Source organism: Paraclostridium bifermentans (genome assembly GCF_964259345.1).
GTDB classification, from domain to species: domain Bacteria; phylum Bacillota; class Clostridia; order Peptostreptococcales; family Peptostreptococcaceae; genus Paraclostridium; species Paraclostridium bifermentans_B.
The window spans coordinates 348,956-371,647 of the sequence record NZ_CAXVJR010000002.1; the positions used below are offsets into that span (position 1 = coordinate 348,956).

Annotated in this window: 21 protein-coding genes and 1 other annotated feature; of the genes, 14 read left to right on the top strand and 7 right to left on the bottom strand. The window is 29.0% G+C overall.

Going from position 1 to position 22,692, the window contains the following annotated elements; genetic code table 11:
- Positions 1-128 precede the first annotated feature (128 nt).
- Positions 129-704 (top strand): DUF3867 domain-containing protein, encoded by a 576-nt coding sequence (locus ACEXNK_RS05710; RefSeq protein ID WP_373600933.1) that lies wholly within the window; start codon positions 129-131, stop codon positions 702-704.
- A gap of 30 nt (positions 705-734) precedes the next feature.
- Here the strand turns inward: ACEXNK_RS05710 and ACEXNK_RS05715 are convergent, their stop codons facing one another.
- Positions 735-2,882: a YhgE/Pip domain-containing protein gene (locus tag ACEXNK_RS05715; protein WP_373600934.1), complete on the bottom strand. Its 2,148-nt coding sequence runs from the start codon at positions 2,880-2,882 to the stop codon at positions 735-737.
- Positions 2,883-3,055: 173 nt separating this feature from the next.
- A complete protein-coding gene (locus ACEXNK_RS05720; RefSeq protein ID WP_373600935.1) occupies positions 3,056-4,435 on the bottom strand; it encodes a YjiH family protein in 1,380 nt (459 codons plus the stop codon).
- A gap of 84 nt (positions 4,436-4,519) precedes the next feature.
- Positions 4,520-4,746, bottom strand: a binding site (T-box leader).
- A gap of 165 nt (positions 4,747-4,911) precedes the next feature.
- On the opposite strand from ACEXNK_RS05720, the gene ACEXNK_RS05725 reads away from it, so the two are divergent.
- Entirely contained in the window at positions 4,912-5,511 is a 600-nt protein-coding gene (locus ACEXNK_RS05725) for a hypothetical protein (protein WP_373600936.1), read from the top strand.
- A gap of 40 nt (positions 5,512-5,551) precedes the next feature.
- Here ACEXNK_RS05725 and ACEXNK_RS05730 read toward each other — a convergent pair whose 3' ends face one another.
- Both ACEXNK_RS05730 and ACEXNK_RS05735 read right to left on the bottom strand, forming a co-directional pair.
- The gene (locus tag ACEXNK_RS05730) at positions 5,552-7,468 is read right to left on the bottom strand and encodes an ABC-F family ATP-binding cassette domain-containing protein (RefSeq protein ID WP_373600937.1); all 1,917 of its coding nucleotides are present in this window, start codon (positions 7,466-7,468) and stop codon (positions 5,552-5,554) included.
- Positions 7,469-7,561: 93 nt separating this feature from the next.
- Positions 7,562-7,867 carry a hypothetical protein gene (locus tag ACEXNK_RS05735; RefSeq protein ID WP_373600938.1) on the bottom strand — a complete coding sequence of 102 codons (306 nt, stop codon included), beginning with the start codon at positions 7,865-7,867 and terminating at the stop codon, positions 7,562-7,564.
- A gap of 159 nt (positions 7,868-8,026) precedes the next feature.
- Here ACEXNK_RS05735 and ACEXNK_RS05740 point away from each other — a divergent pair, with 159 nt between their 5' ends.
- Together ACEXNK_RS05740 and ACEXNK_RS05745 are read left to right on the top strand one after the other, a co-directional pair.
- Complete coding sequence (locus ACEXNK_RS05740) at positions 8,027-8,908, top strand: YegS/Rv2252/BmrU family lipid kinase (RefSeq protein WP_373600939.1); 882 nt, start codon at positions 8,027-8,029, stop codon at positions 8,906-8,908.
- Between the two features lie 92 nt (positions 8,909-9,000).
- Positions 9,001-10,203, top strand: a complete 1,203-nt coding sequence (locus tag ACEXNK_RS05745) for an alanyl-tRNA editing protein (RefSeq protein WP_373600940.1) — start codon at positions 9,001-9,003, stop codon at positions 10,201-10,203.
- Between the two features lie 19 nt (positions 10,204-10,222).
- On the opposite strand, the gene ACEXNK_RS05750 is transcribed toward ACEXNK_RS05745, so the two are convergent.
- Together ACEXNK_RS05750 and ACEXNK_RS05755 are read right to left on the bottom strand one after the other, a co-directional pair.
- On the bottom strand, positions 10,223-10,867 hold the full coding sequence (locus ACEXNK_RS05750) for a Crp/Fnr family transcriptional regulator (RefSeq protein ID WP_373600941.1): 645 nt from the start codon (positions 10,865-10,867) through the stop codon (positions 10,223-10,225).
- 80 nt (positions 10,868-10,947) lie between these two features.
- The gene (locus ACEXNK_RS05755) at positions 10,948-11,817 is read right to left on the bottom strand and encodes a LysR family transcriptional regulator (RefSeq protein ID WP_373600942.1); all 870 of its coding nucleotides are present in this window, start codon (positions 11,815-11,817) and stop codon (positions 10,948-10,950) included.
- Positions 11,818-12,034: 217 nt separating this feature from the next.
- Between ACEXNK_RS05755 and ACEXNK_RS05760 the strand changes: the two genes are divergently transcribed.
- The 10 genes from ACEXNK_RS05760 (at position 12,035) to ACEXNK_RS05805 (ending at position 22,375) form a co-directional block, all read left to right on the top strand.
- The gene (locus tag ACEXNK_RS05760; protein WP_373600943.1) at positions 12,035-13,408 is read left to right on the top strand and encodes an aspartate-alanine antiporter-like transporter; all 1,374 of its coding nucleotides are present in this window, start codon (positions 12,035-12,037) and stop codon (positions 13,406-13,408) included.
- A 40-nt stretch (positions 13,409-13,448) separates the two neighbouring features.
- A complete protein-coding gene (locus ACEXNK_RS05765) occupies positions 13,449-14,957 on the top strand; it encodes an acetyl-CoA hydrolase/transferase family protein (protein ID WP_373600944.1) in 1,509 nt (502 codons plus the stop codon).
- Between the two features lie 359 nt (positions 14,958-15,316).
- Positions 15,317-16,987 carry an acyl-CoA mutase large subunit family protein gene (locus tag ACEXNK_RS05770; RefSeq protein WP_373600945.1) on the top strand — a complete coding sequence of 557 codons (1,671 nt, stop codon included), beginning with the start codon at positions 15,317-15,319 and terminating at the stop codon, positions 16,985-16,987.
- 12 nt (positions 16,988-16,999) lie between these two features.
- Entirely contained in the window at positions 17,000-17,401 is a 402-nt protein-coding gene (locus ACEXNK_RS05775; RefSeq protein WP_373600946.1) for a cobalamin B12-binding domain-containing protein, read from the top strand.
- Positions 17,402-17,414: 13 nt separating this feature from the next.
- Positions 17,415-18,350, top strand: a complete 936-nt coding sequence (gene meaB, locus ACEXNK_RS05780) for a methylmalonyl Co-A mutase-associated GTPase MeaB (RefSeq protein WP_373600947.1) — start codon at positions 17,415-17,417, stop codon at positions 18,348-18,350.
- 19 nt (positions 18,351-18,369) lie between these two features.
- Complete coding sequence (gene mce / locus ACEXNK_RS05785; RefSeq protein ID WP_373600948.1) at positions 18,370-18,780, top strand: methylmalonyl-CoA epimerase; 411 nt, start codon at positions 18,370-18,372, stop codon at positions 18,778-18,780.
- Between the two features lie 30 nt (positions 18,781-18,810).
- Positions 18,811-20,358: a methylmalonyl-CoA decarboxylase subunit alpha gene (mmdA, locus tag ACEXNK_RS05790; RefSeq protein WP_373600949.1), complete on the top strand. Its 1,548-nt coding sequence runs from the start codon at positions 18,811-18,813 to the stop codon at positions 20,356-20,358.
- Between the two features lie 14 nt (positions 20,359-20,372).
- The gene (locus ACEXNK_RS05795) at positions 20,373-20,759 is read left to right on the top strand and encodes an OadG family protein (protein ID WP_373600950.1); all 387 of its coding nucleotides are present in this window, start codon (positions 20,373-20,375) and stop codon (positions 20,757-20,759) included.
- Between the two features lie 17 nt (positions 20,760-20,776).
- The gene (locus ACEXNK_RS05800) at positions 20,777-21,160 is read left to right on the top strand and encodes a biotin/lipoyl-containing protein (protein ID WP_373600951.1); all 384 of its coding nucleotides are present in this window, start codon (positions 20,777-20,779) and stop codon (positions 21,158-21,160) included.
- A 63-nt stretch (positions 21,161-21,223) separates the two neighbouring features.
- Complete coding sequence (locus tag ACEXNK_RS05805) at positions 21,224-22,375, top strand: sodium ion-translocating decarboxylase subunit beta (RefSeq protein WP_373600963.1); 1,152 nt, start codon at positions 21,224-21,226, stop codon at positions 22,373-22,375.
- Positions 22,376-22,407: 32 nt separating this feature from the next.
- On the opposite strand, the gene ACEXNK_RS05810 is transcribed toward ACEXNK_RS05805, so the two are convergent.
- Positions 22,408-22,674, bottom strand: coding sequence for a DUF1294 domain-containing protein (locus tag ACEXNK_RS05810; protein ID WP_373600952.1), 267 nt, complete (start codon positions 22,672-22,674; stop codon positions 22,408-22,410).
- Positions 22,675-22,692 lie beyond the last annotated feature (18 nt).

A 22,692-nucleotide genomic window follows, 5' to 3' on the forward strand; every position in this document is an offset into this window, starting at 1 on the left:
TTAATAAATTTACACTTAATAGTATTAAAAAATTAATATTGTAAAATTTGATATTGTAGACATTAAAACCGTATTAGAATATAATAATAATAAGGTTTTAAGCTAAATGTTAATCAGGAGGTAGCAATATGTCAGATGATAGAATAATAGATTTTAATGAGTTAAAAAATAAAGTAAAAGATTCTGATGTTGATAAATTTGAACAATATATATATACTCTTTATAATTCAGTAATGACAGGCAGTATAACTATGGTTGAGTTTTCAAAGAAAATAATGGATTATATGAAGGAAAATAATATATCTCAAGAAAAGTTTGTGAATATACAGAAAAAGTTTATGGAGAGATATGGAATGGATCCTTCTGAAATAGATAGTCAATTAAGAAGTTTTGGTATAGATCCTAGTAACATAGACTTCAATAATATAAATAATACAAACTTTGAAGATATGAAAAAGAGTATAGGATTTTATGAAAAGTATAGCCAAAAAATAAACCCAAAAGCTGCAGTAGAAACATATATAAAGAATGACCATAATGATATAAAAATAACTATAGACAAAGAAGATGTTACTTTAATAAGTAAAGGTAAAATAAACTTAGTGGATGCAGAACTAAACGAGTTTTTATTATCTTATAAAAACGTACTAAATAAGACTATAAAAATAACTATGTGTGAAAATATAACAGAGTATGATTATTAAAAAAAGAGATAGGATAAATCCTATCTCTTTTTAGTGTTCAGAAAGATCACTTTCACTGAACTTGCTATTAAATATATCATAAATTTTATTTATAGGTTTTTTAAGTGGTAATGCAAATATTAAAGATATTATAATATATATAGATAGTATCATTATATCTTTATATAAAACTGGATTATAAACACCACCTATAGCCTCTCTTAGCATAGATATCGAATAAGTGAATGGTAAATATGGATTTACCATTTGGAAGAATTCTGGAGTAACTTCTATAGGGAATGTACCACCAGAACCAGCTACTTGAATAACTAAAAGAATTATTCCCATAGCTTTACCCATATTTCCAAATACAGATACTAAAGAGTATACTATAAATGTAAACACGATACTTGTAAATACTGATCCTAAAACAAGTAATAGTGGATTGATTGCATCAACTCCTAGAATATATATATCACCTATACTAACTATTAAGGCTTGAATTATTGCAATAGCAGTAAATGTAAGCCCTCTACCAAAGTATATTTGATAAGGTTTATAATCTCCGTGCACTTCAGCCGATAAAAGTGAAGATAATAAAAGTAGACCGACCCATAAAGACAACACAGTATAAAATGGAGTCATAGCAGAACCATAGTTTGCCATTGGATATAATTTATTTTCTTTTACAGTTACAGGCTCTTTTAAGAAGTCTTTTTCTTTTGCTATATCATTTTTAAGTAGATTTACTAAATCATTTAACTCTTCTTGATTATTAACCTGTTTTATTGAGTCTGTAAGTTCATTTACTATATTTTCAGCTTTAGGTAATTCTTCTTTTATATAATTTATACCATCAATTCCTTTATCTGACAGTTTAAATGCAGTATCTAATATACTTTCGGCTTTAGGTAATTTAGCCTCAGCTTCTTCTAAAGTTTTTATTATATCATCACTAACAGAATATCCTTTTTCAAATATATTATTTATAGGTGTTGCAATTGAAGAATCAAAGTTATTATATAGAGAAGATGTAATGTTGTTGACATCATTTCCTACTTGTAAAATAGTATTTAATATATTTGAAGTAGGAGTTTCTCCATTTTGTATTTGGTCTTTTAATACATTTAAAGAATTAGTTCCTTGTGTTAACTTTGAATCTATATCCTTTAATTTATTTATAGTATTAGTTAAAGGATGATTAGGTGTAAGATTATTTAATCTATCTAAAAAGCTTATTAATGACTTATTTATAGAAGATAAGTTATTTAACTTAGCAGATAAACTATCTATTAATGCTACAGCATCATCAGACCCATTATTTATTGACTCAATTAGTGTATTTGTAGTATCTATAATAGAGTTTGATATATCATTCATTAAATTTAAATCATTTTTAATTATAGGAATTATTCCATTTATACTATCTTGAGATGTTTTTAAAAATTCTTTAACATCGTTAGATAGACTTTTAGATTTAGTTAAAGTATCTTTTATTAAAGGAATATCCTTTTTTATATCAGTAACTAAATCTTGAACTTGAGTAGCGCCACTAGATGCTAAATCAACAGTTTCGTTAATATCATCAAATTTGCTTTGAATTTCAACTAAAGAATTTTCTATATCTGATAATTTAGGAATTTGATTTTCAAGTTCTAGACCTAATTCATTAGATGCTTCAAATAAAACTTGACTAACTGTTTCAACTACAGTTTGATTTATCTGAAGTTGAATAGTTGAAGCACCCTTATCAGTTATTTTAGGTGCTATAGCATTTATTTTTTCATTTACTGTATAAACTAGCTCTCCTTTTTTTACATCTGAAGTTATAAGAGAAGTTAAGTCTTTTGAAAAATTGCTAGGAATTTCTATAGAAGCATAGTATGAACCATCTTCAACTCCTTTTCTAGCTTTCTCTTTGTTTACAAACTTCCAACCTAAATCAGTGTTTTCTTTTAAATTACTAACAAGTTCATCACCTATATTTATATCTGTACCTTTAATTGAGGTACCTTTATCATTATTAACAACAGCAACGGAAATATTACTAGTACTTCCATATGGATCCCATGATGCTTTTATATTAAACCATGCATACAAAGATGGTAATATGCAAAGTGCGCTTACTACTATAAGCATTGCGTAGTTAGTAAAGATATCTTTTATGTCCTTTCTAAATATGTAGAAAATATTTCTCAATACAATAAACACCTCCAAAAGTAAGAATTCTAACGAATTTAAATTATAATGTTTTTAAAGTAAAAAGTCAATATTTAAAATAAAAATATTTAAATATAAATTTAAATTATATAGTAATTATAACCAAATGAAGATATTATATAAGAAATAAAAAGATGGTCATATGACCATCTTTATCTTAGTATAAGCTTTGCCAATAATGTTATAATAGGTAAAGCTATTAATGTTCTAGTTAAAAATACTATAAATAAGTCCTTTAAATTAAGTGGTATATCAGACTTAAGTATAACTGCTCCAGTTTCTGTTAGATATAAAAGTTGCGTTATAGATAAAGCTCCTATTATAAATTTAGTTAATATGTCAAATGTATCACCTGAAACCATTATAGAAGGAAGGAACATATCTGCAAATCCAACTAAAACAGCAGGTGCAGCTTCAACAGCATTTGGTATTTGTAAGGCTTTTAATATAAATACTATAGGGAATGAAATCCAATGGAATATTGGTGTAAACTCAGCTACTATAAGTGCTAAAGTTCCCCAAGCCATAACAAGTGGCAATAATGCTAAGTACATGTCTATAACAGTTTTACATCCGTTTTTTATAATTAATTGTAAAGATGGAGCATTAGAAGCTCTGTCTAAAGCTTTAGATAAAGCAAATTCTACTACGTTTTCACCATCAGGTATTAAATCTTCTTTAAGATGAGGTACATTTTGATGTGTTTCATCTTTTATTTTTGATAGTGGGTATACACGAGGCATTATAATAGCACAAGCTAGTGATGCAATACATACAGTTCCGTAAAATGGTACAAATAAGTTCATTAATCCTAATTGGTCAGCTATAACAGTAGAAAATGGTAATGATACTAATGAGAAACAAACTGATATTATACAAGCTTCTTTTGCAGTATAAAAACCTTGTTTATATTGTGTATTAGTAATCATTATTCCAAGTGTACCATCTCCTAACCAAGATGAAATCGCATCTACAGCTGAACGGCCAGGTACTTTGAATACTTTATACATGAATTTGGAAATTAAAGTTCCAACAAAATCCATAAGACCGAAGTCAACAACTAAAGGTAATAAAAATCCTGAAACTAAAAATATTGCAAGTAGACTAGGTAAAACCCCTAATATAGTTTGACCAGTAACTTCAGATCTAATAAATTCTGGTCCAAAGTTAAGAACAGTCATAGATATAAATAAAGCTCCTAATATTCTAAATACTAGCCAAAACATAGGAACATCTAGAACACTTTTTAAAAAATCATTTTTAATATTTATAAATTTACTTACTATAGATAAGATAGCAGATGAAACAATTACTACAAGAGCTATGTGGTCTAGATAATTAGCAAATGAAATTTTAAGTAATTCAGCTAAGAAGCCTATTCCTATATTTATTGATGAAATACCTTCAATAGGAACAAATTTACCATAAGGTAGAGGTATTACAAATAATAGTAAACCTATAAGCGATGGTATTAAAAATTTAAAAAAAGTATTTGATTTATTTTCGTTACAAAAATTAATATTTTTCTCCATAATAATATCTCCTTTTGAATGTTTAGTTATTAATTTATATAAATGCATTTATATTTAAAATTAAAAAAGTCCCTTGGCTAAAAGCCAAGAGACGAAAATTTTCCGCGGTACCACTCTGGTTGATAGAATATAATAAAATAAAATTATAATTCTATCCACTTAATCTCTTAAGGCGAGAACACCTATAGTCATACTTAGTTTCAAACTATATTCTCCAAAGCTCTCTTCACTTAAACTTCAATGTTAAGCTTCCACCATCCTTAACTCTCTATAAAATTCATTTAAGCTAATCTCTTTTTCACAGAATTTTTTAATATTTATTTTATATAATCGTAATAGAAAATATAAACATTGTCAATAAGAAAGTTATAAAAAATTATAAAAATTAAAAATTAAATTTCAATGATAGAATTTTAACAAATAATTAAACATATTATTATATAAGTGAAATTATATGTTTTTGGAGGGGGTTTAGATTGGATAAAAACTATGAAAAAGGAATTGAATTATTAGAAAATAATGATATTGAAAATGCAAAAAAATATTTTCTTAATTCTGTAAAAAGTGGAGAAAAGAGAGCTTTGTATTACTTAAGAAAAATAAGAAATAAACAAAATATAGATAGTAAAAGAAAAAAAGAGTATAGTTACAAAATTATTCAAAGCAATTTAGGATATAAAGTATATATACCAGATAGTTTTAAATTTTTAGATACAATAAATGATAAATGTTTTGATACCATAACAATTGAAAAAGATGATAATTTTGATTTATATAATTTAAAAACACAGGGATTTTTAATAGAAATCCCTAATGATTGTTTAGAGCTAATTTCAATAGATTCTATTATAAATCATATGCCAAATATAAGTGAAGTTATGGATTATGAAAGTGAAAATACTATTGGAAAAATTGTAAAAACTAAACCTATATATGGAATAGTTAGTTATACGTTAATAACAAAAGGATATAAGGGTATATATCAATTTAAAATATCTGTAGATGAGTTTTTAGAAAATGAATATGTAAATGTTATATATAAAATACTAAATAGTTTTGAATGTATAGACAAATAATAAAAAGCTATATGTTTTAATTAAAACATATAGCTTTTTATTATTTGTTAGCTTTTGCATTTTCAATTTCTTCAGCTAAATTATTAAGATATTCCCATCTTTCGTATTTATACTCTAATTCTTTTTCTAAGTTAGACTTTTCATTAAGCATTTCTTGAAGCTTTGTAAAATCTGTTGAATATTTATCTAAACTTTCATCAATAGTATTAATTTTTTCTTCTAATTTAGCAATATCTTCATCTATGCTATCAAATTCTCGTTGTTCGTTAAATGTAAACTTTAACTTTTGATTATTTTTAGGTTTTTCTTTTTTGATAGAATTACTATCTGTTTTAACTACTATATCGGCTGTTTCAGTAGGATTGTTTTCTTTAAAAATTAGGTAATCGCTATAATTACCAGTATATATATTAATATTTCCATTACATTCGTATGCAAATATTTTATTACATATTCTATCTAAGAAATATCTATCGTGGGATACACATATAACAACTCCAGGGAATTCATCAAGATAATCTTCTAATATGTTTAAAGTTGATATATCTAAGTCATTTGTAGGTTCATCTAAAAGCAGAACATTAGGAGCTGACATTAAAGTTCTTAGTAAATGAAGTCTACGTCTTTCACCACCTGAAAGCTTTCTTATATAAGTGTATTGCATAGTTCCATCAAATAAGAATCTCTCGCATAGCTGAGATGCAGTTACTCTTTGTCCATCTGAAGTTTCTATATAATCACTTACTTCTTTTACATAATCAATAGCACGCATATCTAAGTTCATATGAGAATCATCTTGAGAAAAACAACCTATTTTGACAGTTTCTCCAATTTCAATATGGCCACTATCAGGATTAAGTTTTCCATTTAAGATATTTATAAGAGTAGATTTACCCATACCATTTTTACCTATTATACCTATTCTATCTACACGAGAAATAGCATACTCTAAATTACTTATAACCTTCTTATCATTAAATGATTTAGAAATATTATGTATTTCTATTATTTTTTTACCTAGTCTACTTGAAGCAGTTACTATTTCAAGATTTTCTCTAGATGATAAACCATCTTGATTTATAAGTTCATCAAATCTTTGTAATCTAGCTTTTTGTTTTGTCGTACGGGCACGAGCTCCACGTTTTACCCATGCAAGTTCAGTTCTTATTAAATTTTGTCTTTTTTGTTCCATGCTAGACTCAAGAGCTAATCTTTCAACTTTTTTTTCTAGAAACATTGAGTAGTTGCCTTCATAGCTATATAAGTTACCTTTATCTAACTCTATTATTCTATTAGTAACCCTATCTAAAAAGTATCTATCATGAGTTATCATAAGTAAAGATATGCTTTTACTATTTAAATATTCTTCTAACCAATCTATAGTATCATTATCTAAATGGTTAGTTGGCTCATCAAGGATTAACAATTCACAAGGTGTTATAAGTGCTGATGCTAATGAAATTCTTTTTCTTTGACCTCCAGATAATTCAGAGATTTTTTGATTGAAATTATTTATTCCAAGTTTAGTTAAAACGGATTTTGCTTCACTTTCTAAATCCCATAAATTTAATGCGTCTATTTTGTCTTGTAATTTTATTAATTCTTTATTCAGTTCATCGTTATAATCTAAATTTAGTTTATCTAATATTTTTTGATAGTCACAAAGTAATCTCATTTCACTAGAAGTACCTTTGAATACTTGTTCTATTACAGTGGAGTTTTCATCATAATGTGGATTTTGAGGAAGATACTCTATCCTAACTTTATTTGGTTTTATAATATTTCCGGCATCTACATATTCTTGACCTGCTATTATTTTAAGTAAAGTAGATTTACCAGTACCATTTACACCAATAAGACCTATTTTATCTCCTTCATTTATTCCTAAAGATATATTATTAACTAGTACTTTTTCAGAGTAACTTTTGCTTATATTTTCTAAAGATATTAAATTCATGTTACCACCCTTATTATTATTTTAATTTACTAAATTATTATAACAGTTTTTATATTATATAGGAATTTTAAATGAAAAATAGGCATAGATAATTTATCTTTGCCTGTTTTTTATAACTTTTTTTATTTTTTTCTTTCTTTTTATGTATGATCTATCAAATGTGTCTAAAGTTTGAGATTCAAGTGTATTCTCTTCTTCAATCTTTGATTTACAAAAAATTCTTATTTCAGAAGCAAGAGCTAGTTCTTCGCCTAAGGCTATTAAAAAAGATCCGAGTATCCCTAAAGATTCATCATCTTCTATTTCTTCTGAGATTATAGCTGAAAATATTGCGACTAAGAACATATATTGATTTGCATAAGTATTACAATAATTATTATAATTTAATTTGTTTGACATATTACCTCCTTTTGTATATATATTTATAATATATGAAGAAAATAAAAGAGTGACACTTTAAATTAAATTATAAAAAGGTGGGTATTTATATAATATATTTGATTATAAATAAATATAATACTAAAATATAAATATATATATTGAAAAGTGGTGAGATAGATGAAAAAGATAAAATTTATATATAACCCAAACTCTGGAGATAAAAAAATAGTATACAAATTAGATGATATAATAGCTAAATTTCAAGATAATGGATATACAGTAGTTCCATATCGAATTTCAAAAAATAATACTATGGAACATGGATTAGGAGATATTCATGATAACTATGATTACATATTAATTGCAGGTGGAGATGGAAGTATAGATAGGTTAGTAAATTATATGAAAAAAAATAATATAAATTTACCAATAGCAATACTACCTACAGGAACAGCCAATGATTTTGCTAATGTACTTAATATACCTTTAGGTATAGATGAAGCAATAGATAAGATAATAAGCTCGACGCCTAAACACATAGATTTAGGAATTATAAATGATGATTATTTTGTTAATGTAGCAAGCTCAGGAATGTTTACTGATGTATCTCAAAGAGTTGATGAAAATTTAAAAAATTCTATAGGAAGAATATCATATATTATAAAAGGTGTTGAAGATGCTCTTCATTTAAGAAAATTTAGTGTAACTGTCAAATCAAAACAGTTAGACTATGAAGGTGATATGTACTTAATATTAGTACTAAATGGAAGAACTGCTGGGAATATAAGTTTTGCACATCAGGCTATGTTAGACGATGGGCTTTTAGATGTTATAATATTTAAAGCAATGCCAATACCAAAGACTATTCCGCTTCTTTTAGATATTATAAAAGGGGCGCCTATAGACAAATACAATGAAATAATATACTTTAAAACAGATGAGTTATTTATTGAATGTAAAGAAAATATAGTAACTGATATAGATGGAGAAAGAGGACCTGACTTTCCTCTTCACATAAAGTGCGATAAAAAAGGAATTAGAATTTTAGGAATTGAATAGAATTAAATTATAAAATCCACATTGTTATAAATGTGGATTTTAGTTTATACTTAGTAAGAAGGTTAATTAATGATTAAGAATAGGAGTCAAGCATGGAAAAGTTATATTATAAAGATCAATACATAAAGGAATTTACAGCTGAAATTATAGATATAAAAGAAATTGGTTCAAAGTTTCATATTCAATTAGATAAAACTGCATTTTTTCCAGGAGGAGGAGGTCAGTTTTGTGATACTGGTAAAATAGAAAGTCATGACATTGTAGAAGTATATGAAAAAGACGGAATAGTATATCATGTAAGTGAAACTAAACCTATTAAAATACATAAAGTAAAATGTTTTATAGATTGGGATAAAAGAGAAGATGGAATGAATCAACATTTTGGACAACATGTACTTTCGGGTTGTTTTTTTAAGTTACTAAATGCAAATACAGTAGGGTTTCATTTAGGAAGTGAGTTTAGTACTGTAGATATAGAAGGAATACTAAATGAAGAACAAATAAGAAAAGTTGAAAAATATGCAAATGAAATGATAGAAAAAGATATATTAACAGAGTTTTTAACACCAAGCAAAAAGGAATTAAAAAAAATTAGGCTAAGAAGAGCTATACCGAATACAAATGAGCAAATAAGAGTAGTTAAAATAGGTGATTTAGATATAAATGCTTGTTGTGGAGTTCATCCAAGATCAACATTATCCCTTAGAATGATAAAAATAAGAAGATTTGAAAAATGTAGAAGTGCAACTAGAATAGAGTTTTTAGCAGGTAAAAGAGCTATAGAAGATAGTCTTAAAAAAGATGAACATTTAAGTGAAATATGCAGATATTTAAGTTGCAATGAGAAAGAAGCTATACAAGGAATTAAAAATTTAAAAGATAAGTTAGATGATATATCATATAAGAATAGAAAATTAGAAGAAAAAATTTCTGATTATCAAATAAAGGAAATGATAGAGGAATCAGAGAAAATAGGAAAAGTAGCATTAATAAAAAAAATATATAAAGATGTAGATGTGAAGTTTGCTTCTAAGCTTTCAACTAAATTAGTTGAAAATGATAATATAATCTCTATAATGGCAATAAAATTAGATGGAAAATCAAACTTTATATTTTCAAAATCAAAAAATATAGATAAATTAAACATGAGTGATTTATTGAAGGATTCGATAAAATTAGTAGATGGAAGAGGTGGTGGAAGTCCCGTATTAGCTCAAGGTGGAGGAAAAGATAATGGTAACATTGAAGCTGTTTTAGATTATGTATCAAATAAAATAAAAAATGAATTAAAATAAAAATAGAGTAGGAATATTCCTACTCTATTAATATATTTTTTAATTTATCTACGTCTATTAATTTTACATAGTCATTAGTATAATCAATTAAATTATCATTTTTCATATTTATAAACTCTCTAGATAATGATGGTCTAGGTACGCCTAAGCTTTCAGCTAATTTAGTTTTAGTTGTAGGCATCTTTATAAAATTACTTTTTTGACTTTCATATTCATCAAGTAGAAAACTTGAGATTTTTTGTCTGATACTCAAATAAGAAACCGTTTTAACTGCTTTATTAAGCTCTATTATCTTATTAGTCATATCATTAAAAAATGATATTAAAACTTCCTTGTTTGTGGAACAAAAATCTACAAAATCATATTTATTTATAAACATTATTTCGCTCTTAGAATTAGAAATAACTGTAGCTGGATACACATTAACATCTGAAAATGTTATAACTTCTCCAAATAAGTTGCCTTTTGAAAATGAAGACATAAGAATTACCTTATCTCCTGGTAAAATTCTTTTTATATCGACCCCACCTTTAAGAATCAAACCTATAGAAGTACAAGGATGCCCTTCAAGAGCTATAATATCATCTTTATTGTAATGTTTTATAATATAATTAGATCCTTTAAATAAGTTTAGTATTTCATTTCTTGTTAAATTTTTAAACATATAGTCACCTTATTAAATTATTAGTATAGATATATTGTACATCAAATATTATTATTTATCCAATAATATGTACTCTATTTTTACAACATAGAGTAGTATTCAACAGCAAAATCTCTAAAAATTTTAGCTGATTTACTCATGTAATTATTATGATCCCATGAAATATTTAAATATCTCTTACAAGATGGGTCTATTATTTTAAGTAATTTTAAGCAATTATCACTTTGCATATTCCATGATACTTTAGGAATAAAACTTATCCCTAAACCAGCTATAATTAATTGGCGAACTATGTAAGGAACATCACTTTCAAACACTATTTTAGGGCTAAAACCAGAATAGTAACATAATGAATCGGAAATTTTTCTAAATGGCTTGTCTGATTCAAAACTAATAAAATTTTCTTCAGAAACTTCTTCTAAAAAAATACTATCTTTAGATGCTAAAGGATGGTTAATTGGAACGCCTATTAACAACTCTTCTTCCAATAAGTTAATAGAAGTAGGGCTTTTTACCTCATCTAAGGTTGATGATATGCAAAAATCAAAGTCATTATATTCAAGGTTTTTAGACATATGTTGATGTAATTTAAATGTAACATCAGGATGTAGTTTTTTAAAGTTTAATATTAAGTTAGACAAGGTAGTAGATCCTGCTAAAACCAAAAGTTTGATCTCATTATTTGATTTATCATTAACATCTAAGAGTTCCTTAGTTCCGTTTTCTAATATAGATAGACACTCATTAACAGTTCTTAAAAAAATTTTGCCATTAGAATTTAATTTAATAGATTTTCCATTTCTATCAAATAAATCTATGCCTAACTCTTTTTCTAAAGAGTTAATGGTTCTACTCAATGCAGGTTGTACTATATTTAATTTTTTAGCCGCATTAGTCATATGTTCAGTTTTAGCAACTGTCTGAAAGTATTTAAGGTGCAATAATTCCATATAAATAAATCACCATCCTATATATTTATATAACAAATTTGCTACTAATGTATAACAAATTATATATTATACTTTTATTAAATTGTAGATTAAAATATTCTAAAAGGCAAAATGTTTTCTTTGAAATCATCAAGTATACTCAATTGACGTAGATACATATAACCTCTAGGCATATATTTAAGGAAAAAGAAGTAAGATGTAATAAGGGGGGATGCAAATGAGTTTTGATTTTGCAAGTGTATTTTTAAGCCAATTTATTTTGATGTTCTTAGCAATAGTTACAGGACTTTTATTTGGAAAAATTAAGTTTGGTAAATTTAGGTTTGGAATATCAGGGGCATTATTTACAGGATTGTTAATTGGATGGGGGGCTTTTAAGTATGCAGCATCAGTGCCTGAGGGTGCAGCAGCATTTAAAGCATCGCAAAAACTACTATCAGTAGGTGTTGTATCAAGTGATTTCTTTAATATATTCTTAATATTATTTGTTTGCGCAGTAGGCCTTTTGGCAGCAAAAGATATGGGAATCGTATTGAAAAAATATGGATTAAAGTTTGTTATATTAGGAATGGTTATAACTTTCACAAGTGCAGGAGCTACATATGCGGCAACATTCTTTAGTAAAGATGCAAATCCATATGAAGTATCAGGCGTGTATACAGGTGCGCTTACAAGTTCACCAGGTCTTGCAGCAGCAATAGAAACAGCTAAAGGGCATGCAACTGAAAGAACTAAAGAATATGACAAGATGAATACAGAAGAAAAGAAAAAATTCTTGCAAATGGCAGGAGTAGAGAACATACCAGAAGATATAGAGGCATTTCAATTAACAGATGAAATAAAACAACAATATATAACAAATGCAGAAGCAAGTATAGGAGCAGGTCATGCAATAGGATATCCATTCGGAGTTTTAATAGTTATATTAGCAGTAAACTTCTTCCCAACAATATTCAAAATAGATGTAGAAAAAGAAAAATTACAATATAAGAAAGAACTAGATGATGCAAGAAAATCAAGTAATACAGGTAAAGAAATAAAAGAAAGTAAGTTTGATATATTAGGATTTGTAATAGCTTGTACTTTCGGATATATAATTGGAAATATAAATATATACTTACCATTTATAGGATACTTTAGTTTAGGATCTACAGGTGGAGTGTTAATAGGAGCACTAGTGCTTGGATATATAGGTAAGATTGGAAATATAAGCTTTAGAATGGATTCTAAAGTACTAGGAGTTATAAGAGATATTGCATTAGCATTTTTCTTAGCAATAGTAGGTTTAAGATATGGTTATAAAGCTGTTGATGCACTAGTAGGAGCAGGAGCATATCTAGGAGTAGTATCATTAGTAGTAGGTGTAGTAGGTATGTTAATAGGCTTCTTCTTAGGCAAATATGTATTAAAGATAAATTGGCCAATGTTATCAGGTGCAATATGTGGAGGAATGACTTCAACTCCAGGGCTAGGAGCTGCAGTTGAGGCACTAGGAAGCGATGAGCCAGCAGCAGGGTATGGGGCTACTTATCCTTTTGCACTTTTAGGTATGGTTATATTTACAATTATACTTCATAAACTACCTATGTAAAGGATAGATAAAAAATTAAATTATATACAGGGGGAAACTTATGAATAATAGATTAAGATGTAATGAATTACAAAATAAAGTAATGAGTGCTAAAGATGCAGCAAAATTATTTGAAAATGATATGATAGTTGGAACTAGTGGATTTACACCTGCAGGATATCCTAAGGCAGTACCATTAGCAATAGCAGATAGAGTAAAAAATGGAGATAATATAGAATTGACATTAATAACAGGTGCATCTGTTGGACCAGAATTAGATGGTGCACTAGCTGAAGTAGGAGCAATAAAAAGAAGATATCCATATCAAACTAATGCAAATTGTAGAAATTCAATAAATAATTCAAAAATAAATTATTCAGATATGCATTTAAGTCATACACCACAATGGGTAAAATACGGTTTCTTTGGCAATATTGATATAGCTATAGTAGAAGCTGTAGCTATAACAGAAGAAGGGTATATAATTCCATCTACTTCAATAGGAAATTCAAATGTATTTGTAGAGTGCGCAGACAAAGTAATAGTGGAGATAAATACATCACAACCAATAGAATTAGAAGGAATACATGACATATATAATGTAGATACACCACCAAATAGAAAACCCATACCTTTAATAAGGGTTGATGATAGAATAGGTACAAATTATATACCTTGCGACAAAGAGAAAATAGCAGCAATAGTATTTACAGATTTAAAAGATCAAACAAGACCAGTAGCACCTATTGACTCAGTTTCTGCAAAAATGGCTAATAATCTTATAGAATTTTTAAAAGATGAAGTAAAAGCAAATAGACTTCCTAAAAATTTACTTCCACTTCAATCAGGAGTTGGAAGTGTTGCAAATGCAATACTTGGAGGATTAGTAAACTCTGAATTTGAAGATTTAGTAGTATATTCAGAAGTTATTCAAGACAGTGTTATAGACCTAATTGAATCTGAAAAAGTTAAATTTGCATCAGGAACATCTCTTACTATATCGCCAGAAAGATTAGATAAGTTTTATGATAATTTTAGTAAATATAAAGATAAGCTAATACTTAGACCACAAGAAATTAGTAATAGCCCTGAGGTAGCTAGGAGATTAGGCGTAATAGCTATAAATACGGCTATAGAAGTTGATATTTATGGAAATGTAAATTCTACGAACATAATGGGAAGTAGAATGATGAATGGAATAGGTGGATCAGGAGACTTTGCTAGAAATGGATATTTAACAATATTTACAACTGAATCAATAGCTAAAAATGGGGATATTTCAAGTATAGTTCCTATGGTATCACATCATGACCATACAGAACATGATGTGATGGTAATAGTTACCGAACAAGGAGTAGCTGACTTAAGAGGATTATCTCCAAAAGAAAGAGCTTTAGCTATAATAGAAAATTGTGCACATCCAGATTACAAAGATGAATTGTATGATTATTTCAATAGAGCATGTACAGGAAAATATAAGCATACACCTCATATTTTAGAAGAGGCATTATCGTGGCATGATAAATTCTTGAAAAAAGGAAGTATGATGGAAAAAGAAGTTAATGTATAAAAATTATTTTTAAAAATTAATGAAAAATGCTAATAAATAATTGCATACGATATCATTCAATTAAGTAAAAATTATGAAAAAAAGGTAGTTTAACTATAATTAATTTAATTATATTTTAACAGTATGAAAGATTAAATTTAGAAAATTTCAAATTTTACAATCTATCAATCATATGGAGGAAAAGCTTGGGAAAAACGATTGCAAAATAGGGGGCATATATGTAATAATTTTATTAAAAGGACATTCTAAAGGGGAGATAAGGGATTAAGATTTATATTAATTTAATGTATAAAAACTCTAAATAAAAATTTATTATCAACAAGATATATTTTAGAGATAAAAGAATAGGGGGATTTTGTATGACGAGTAACAAAGAACAAATTCAAGATGGATTTAAAAAATGGGAAGAAGGTAAGGTTAATAAATCTATAGCTAGATTTCCAGAAAGAAAAGAAAAATTTGAATTTGATACAGGTCAAGAAATGAAAAGATTATATACACCATTAGATGTAGAAACTGACTATGAAAATGATTTAGGTTATCCAGGACAATATCCTTTTACAAGAGGGGTTCAACCTACAATGTACAGAGGAAAGTTTTGGACTATGAGAATGTATGCTGGATTTGCTACAGCAGAAGAATCAAATAAAAGATACAAATATCTAATAGACCAAGGATCTATGGGGCTTTCAGTAGCATTTGACCTTCCTACACAAATGGGATATGACTCAGATGATGCAATAGCTGAAGGAGAAGTAGGAAAGGTTGGAGTTTGCATAGATTCATTAGCAGATATGGAAATACTATTTGATGGAATACCACTAGATAAAGTATCTACATCAATGACTATAAATGCACCAGCATCAGTACTTTTAGCTATGTATATAGCAGTTGCTGAAAAGCAAGGTGTATCACCTGATAAATTAAGAGGTACTATACAAAATGATATATTAAAAGAATATGTAGCAAGAGGAACATATATATTCCCAGTAAAACCATCTATGAGATTAATAACTGATATATTTGAATATTGTTCAAAAGACGTTCCAAAGTGGAACACGATAAGTATATCAGGATACCATATAAGAGAAGCAGGATCAAATGCAGTTCAAGAAGTTGCATTCACATTAGCAGATGGTATAGCTTATGTTAATGCAGCTATAGAAGCAGGTTTAAACGTTGATGACTTTGCACCAAGACTTTCATTCTTCTTTAATGCACATAACAACTTATTAGAAGAAGTTGCTAAATTTAGAGCAGCAAGAAGAATATGGGCAAAAGTTATGAAAGAAAGATTTAACGCAACTAATCCAAAATCATGGGCACTTAAGTTCCATACTCAAACAGCAGGTTGTACACTAACAGCTCAACAACCTGAAAACAACATAGTTAGAGTTGCAATTCAGACATTAGCAGCAGTACTTGGAGGTACTCAATCACTACACACAAATTCAAAAGACGAAGCACTAGCACTTCCAACAGAAGATTCAGTAAGAGTAGCACTTAGAACACAACAAATAGTAGCACACGAAAGTGGTGTTGCAGATAGTATAGATCCATTAGCTGGTTCTTATTATGTAGAAAGCTTAACTAATCAAATAGAAGAAGAAGCTTTAAGACTAATAGGAAAGATAGATGAATTAGGAGGAGCTCCTCAAGCTATAGAAAAAGGATTTATACAACAAGAAATAATGGATAGTGCATATAGATATCAAAAAGAAATTGAAAATAAAGATAGAATAATCGTTGGTGTTAACAAATTCCAAATAGAAGAAGAGGCTCCTAAGGGATTATTAAGAGTTGATCCAATGGTAGGAGAAAGACAAAAAGACAAAATAAAAGAACTTAAAGAAAGAAGAGATAATGAAAAAGTAAAATTAGCCTTAGAATCTTTAAGAAAAGCATGTAACTCTGATGAAAATGTAATGCCATATATACTAGATGCAGTAAGAGAATATGCAACTTTAGGAGAAGTATGCGGAGTTATGAGAGAAGAATTTGGTGAATATAAACAAACGGTTATGATATAGGAGGGTAAGTGTATGAGACCAATAAGAGTATTAGTTGCAAAACCAGGCTTAGATGGCCATGATAGAGGTGCAAAAGTAATAGCTAGAGCTTTAAGAGATGCAGGTATGGAAGTTATATATACAGGACTTAGACAAACGCCAGAGCAAATAGTTGCAGCAGCTATACAAGAAGATGTTGATGTAGTTGCTATGAGTATATTATCAGGAGCACATAATCATTTGCTTCCAAAAGTAGTAGAATTATTAAAGACTGAAGAAGCGGATGATATATTAGTAATAGGTGGAGGAGTTATACCAGAAGAGGATATTCCGTATTTAAAAGAAAAAGGAATAGCTGAGATATTTACTCCTGGAACTCCAACATCAGTAACAATAGATTTTATAAAAGAAAACCTAAAAAGAGCATTAGCTTAAAAAGGAGATTACAATGAAAGATATAGTGAATAGAGTCCTAGAAGGCAAAAAAAGAGATTGTGCTAGACTTATCACTATTGTAGAAAATGAGCAGCCAGGATATGAAGAGGCTTTAAAAGACATATATAAACACACTGGGGGAGCATATGTTATAGGAATAACTGGCCCTCCTGGTGCTGGTAAATCTACTCTAACTGATAAGTTAGTAAAATTAATAAGAAAAGAAGATAAGAAAGTAGGAATTATAGCTATAGACCCAACAAGTCCATTTACAAAAGGAGCTATTCTTGGAGATAGAATAAGAATGAACGATTTAAATACAGATAAAAACGTATTTATAAGGTCTATGGGGACAAGAGGAAGCTTAGGCGGTTTATCAAATGCAACTCAAGCCGCTATTAAAGTATTAGATGCTTATGGGTGTGATTATATATTCATAGAAACAGTAGGTGTAGGACAATCAGAAATTGATATAGTAAAAACAGCAGATACAACGCTTATGGTAATGGTTCCAGGTTTAGGTGATGATATACAAGCTATAAAAGCTGGAGTAATGGAAATCGCTGATGTGTTCGCTATAAATAAAGCAGATAAAGATGGTGCAAAGAAAACATCTTTGGAAATAGAAATGATGTTAGATTTTAAGAAAGATTGGGATTTTAGACCTCCTGTAAGTTTAGCTGTAGCTGAAACTGGAGATGGAATAGATAAAGTATTTGAAAATATTTTAAAACACAGAGCTTTTTTAGAAGAAAATAATAAATTAAATGAACAAAGGTTAGAAAGAAATAGGATAGAGGTTAAAGAGTTAGTACAAAGAAAAGTTTCTAAATTAGTTAAGAACTTAGAATATACTGAAGAAGTTGATAAGTTATTATCTAAGACTATAACTAAGGAGATAGATCCTTATTCTATAAGTAATATGTTGTTTGAAAAGGTTACAAAATAACTATTTAGGGGGAAATCGTATGAATATATTAAGAGTTGACCATGTTGGAATAGCTGTAAATAATTTAGAGGAAACTTTAAAGTTTTATGAAGAAGTTTTAGGTTTAAAATGTGAAGGAACTGAAGTTGTTGAAGACCAGAAGGTAAAGGTAGCTTTCTTACCTGTAGGAGATACAGAGTTAGAATTATTAGAATCAACTACTGAAGATGGTCCAATAGCTAAATTTATAGCTAAAAATGGAGGTCGTGGAGGAATACAACACGTTGCAGTAAGAGTAGATGATATAGAAAAAGCTATAGAAGAAGTTAAGGAAAAAGGATATAAAATGATAGATGAAAAACCTAGATATGGAGCTGGAAATGCTAGAATTGCATTTTGTCATCCAAAGGGAACTGATGGAGTATTATTAGAATTAAGTGAGAGAAAATAACTAGAAATTAAAATCTTTGGGGGTGATTTTATGTCACAAGAAAAACTAAATTTACTTTATGAAAAAAGACGAAAAATAGAGCAAGGTGGGGGACAAAAAAGAATAGATAAGCAACATGCATCAGGAAAATTAACTGCAAGAGAAAGATTAAATAAATTATTTGATGATAATACTTTTGTAGAGTTAGATGCATTTGTTAAACATAGATGTACTAATTTTGGTATGGAAAAGCAAGAAATACCAGGTGAAGGAGTCGTTACTGGATACGGAAAAGTTGATGGGAGATTAGTATGTGCATTCGCTCAAGATTTCACAGTACTTGGAGGTTCTCTTGGAGAAATGCATGCTAAAAAAATTGGAAAAGTAATGGATACGGCACTAAAACTAGGAGCTCCAGTTGTTGGACTTAATGACTCTGGAGGAGCCAGAATACAAGAAGCAGTTGATGCTCTTGCTGGATATGGAGAAATATTTTATAAAAATACAATAGCATCAGGAGTAGTACCTCAAATATCTGCAATAATGGGACCTTGTGCAGGTGGAGCTGTTTACTCTCCGGCATTAACTGACTTTATATATATGGTAGATCAAACTAGCCAAATGTTTATAACAGGTCCGCAAGTCATAAAGACAGTAACAGGAGAAGAAGTAACAGCTGAAGAATTAGGTGGAGCATCAACTCACAATACTACTTCAGGAGTTGCTCATTTTATAGCAGCAAATGATGAAGATTGCATATTACAAATAAGAAAACTATTATCATTCTTGCCTTCAAACAACTCAGAAAAAGCACCTATAGGAGAATGTTTAGATAATCCAAATAGAAAAAACGATGTATTAAATAGTATAATACCAGAAGCTTCAAATAAGCCTTATGATATGAAAGATATAATTTACGAAATAATAGATGATGGAGACTTTTATGAAGTTCAACCATTCTTTGCTCAAAATATAATAACTGGATTTGCAAGAATAAATGGAGAAAGTGTAGGGATAATAGCAAACCAACCAAAAATTATGGGTGGATCACTTGATATAAATGCTTCTGACAAATCAGCTAGATTTATAAGGACTTGTGATGCATTTAATATACCAATACTTAATTTAGTCGATGTTCCAGGATTTTTACCAGGTACTTCACAAGAGTATGGTGGAATAATAAGACATGGAGCTAAAATGCTTTATGCATATAGTGAAGCAACTGTTCCAAAAGTTACACTAATAACTAGAAAGGCATATGGAGGATCATACCTTGCAATGTGTTCAAAAGACTTAGGAGCAGATATGGTTTTAGCGTGGCCAACAGCGGAAGTTGCTGTTATGGGACCAAGTGGAGCAGCTAATATAATATTTAAAAATGATATAAAAAATGCAAAAGATCCTAAAGAAATGAGAGAGTTAAAGATAAAGGAATATACAGATGAGTTTGCAACTCCATATAAAGCGGCAGAAAGAGGATATATAGATGACGTTATAGAACCTTCATTGTCTAGAATAAGAATAGCAGATGCTATAGATATGTTAGCTTCTAAGCGAGAAGATAGACCGCCTAAAAAGCATGGAAATATACCTTTATAGGAAGGTGGTAAATTATGAATATTAGCCAATTATTAGAATCATTGAAAGATCCATCAGCAGTACTTTCATTAGGAGAAAAGTTATTAGTAGGGGTTAGTGTAGCTATACTTTCTATGACCGTAGTTTTTATAATACTAGTTATGATAGCACTTATAATAACTATATTACAAAAAGATAGAAGTGGTAAAAAGGAAGTTAAATCTGAAGTGAATTTAGAAAATGAAGTAGTTGAAATTCAACAAAGTAATAATGAAGATTTTGGGGAATTAGTATCTGTGATAACTGCAGCAATAGCAGCGACTACAGGAAATAGTACAAATAATATAATAGTTAGAAAAATACAAAGAAGTAACAATAATAAAACAAATTGGGAAAGAATGGCTAAAAATACTACTAAGTAAAACAGGGGGAATTTACTATGATAAAAAAATATAATATAACTGTCAATGGAAATACATATGAAGTGGAGGTTGAAGAATTAGGAGTAGAAGCATCAGCGCCAAGGCCACAAGTAGCTCAAGCTCAACCAAGACCGCAACAAGCTCCAAAGGTACAAACAGCAAAAGCACAAACAGCTCCAGCGGCAGGTGGAGGTAGCGTTGTAGCTCCAATGCCAGGAACTATAAATGATGTACGTGTTAATGTGGGAGATAGTGTTAAAAAAGGTCAAGTATTACTTATACTTGAAGCTATGAAAATGGAAAATGAAATAATGGCAAGTTGTGATGGTACTGTTAAAGCTGTAAATGTATCAAAAGGGGCATCTGTTAGTGCAGGAGATGTTTTAGTAACTATAGGTTAAATTACAAAATTTTAAAAGGGGGATTTACCCGTGGGAGAGGTTATTAATAATTTTATTCAATCAATGGGTATTGTTAATATAGACTGGCGACAAATTGTAATGATTCTAATCGCCTGTGTATTATTATATTTAGCAATAGCAAAAGGATTCGAACCTTTATTACTGGTACCTATAGCTTTTGGTATGTTACTTACAAATCTTCCATTAGCAGGTGCTATGAATACACCAATGTCATCAATAAGTGATATTTCAGTAACTACAGATTCAATTAATGGATCTATTGCTACAAAATCACCAGGAGGTTTGCTATATTACTTGTACCAAGGGTGTAAACTTGGTATATTTCCACCACTTATATTCTTAGGGGTTGGAGCGATGACTGACTTTGGACCTATGATATCAAATCCAAAGAGTATATTATTAGGGGCTGCAGCTCAGTTTGGTATATTCTTTACATTTATAGGGGCGTTACTTTTAGGATTTACTGGACCAGAAGCTGCATCTACAGGTATAATAGGCGGAGCAGATGGACCTACTGCTATATTTTTAACGACGAAATTAGCACCACATTTACTAGCACCAATTGCGGTTGCAGCTTATTCATACATGGCTTTAGTTCCAATTATACAACCGCCTATAATGAGAGCTTTAACAACTAAAGAAGAAAGAACGATGGTTATGACTCAATCAAAACCAGTATCTAAAAAGGTAAAAATAATATTTCCTATAGTAGTTACAATAGTTGTATCACTATTATTACCATCAGCGGCTATACTAGTTGGATTATTAATGTTTGGAAATTTACTTAAAGAATGCATGGTTACAGATAGATTATCAGATACTGCATCTAATGCATTAATGAATATAGTAACTATATTTTTAGGTTTATCTGTTGGAGCATCAGCAGAAGCAGAAATATTTTTAAGTGCTCAGACTATAAAAATATTTGCATTAGGGGTAGTAGCTTTTAGTATAGGAACAGGATCTGGAGTGCTTTGTGCAAAACTTATGAATAAGCTTAGTAAAGATAAAGTAAATCCATTAATAGGAGCAGCAGGTGTTTCAGCAGTACCTATGGCAGCTAGAGTAGCGCATAAAGTTGCTCAAGAAGAAAATCCAGGGAATTTCTTACTTATGTATGCAATGGGACCTAATGTTGCAGGTGTTATAGGATCGGCAGTAGCTGCAGGTATACTGTTGAGTTTATTTGGATAGCAAAAAGGATATGAACTAAGTTCATATCCTTTTTAGATTACCTTAGATATAAAATATATAGATATTAAGTTAAAGATTATTGCAAGAGGGATTCCTATTGTAAATTTAGGGTGTTTAGTTTTATGTCTAAAAGTATACATACCTAAATAAGCTCCGATACCTCCACCTAATATAGAGAAATTTATTAAAGTTGCTTCTGATATTCTCCACTCGCCCTTAATAGCTTTATGTTTATCTATATACATAAGAGAGAATGTTATAATACACATTACTAAAAAATAAATAATTACTATTTTCATAAAATAACCTCCTATACA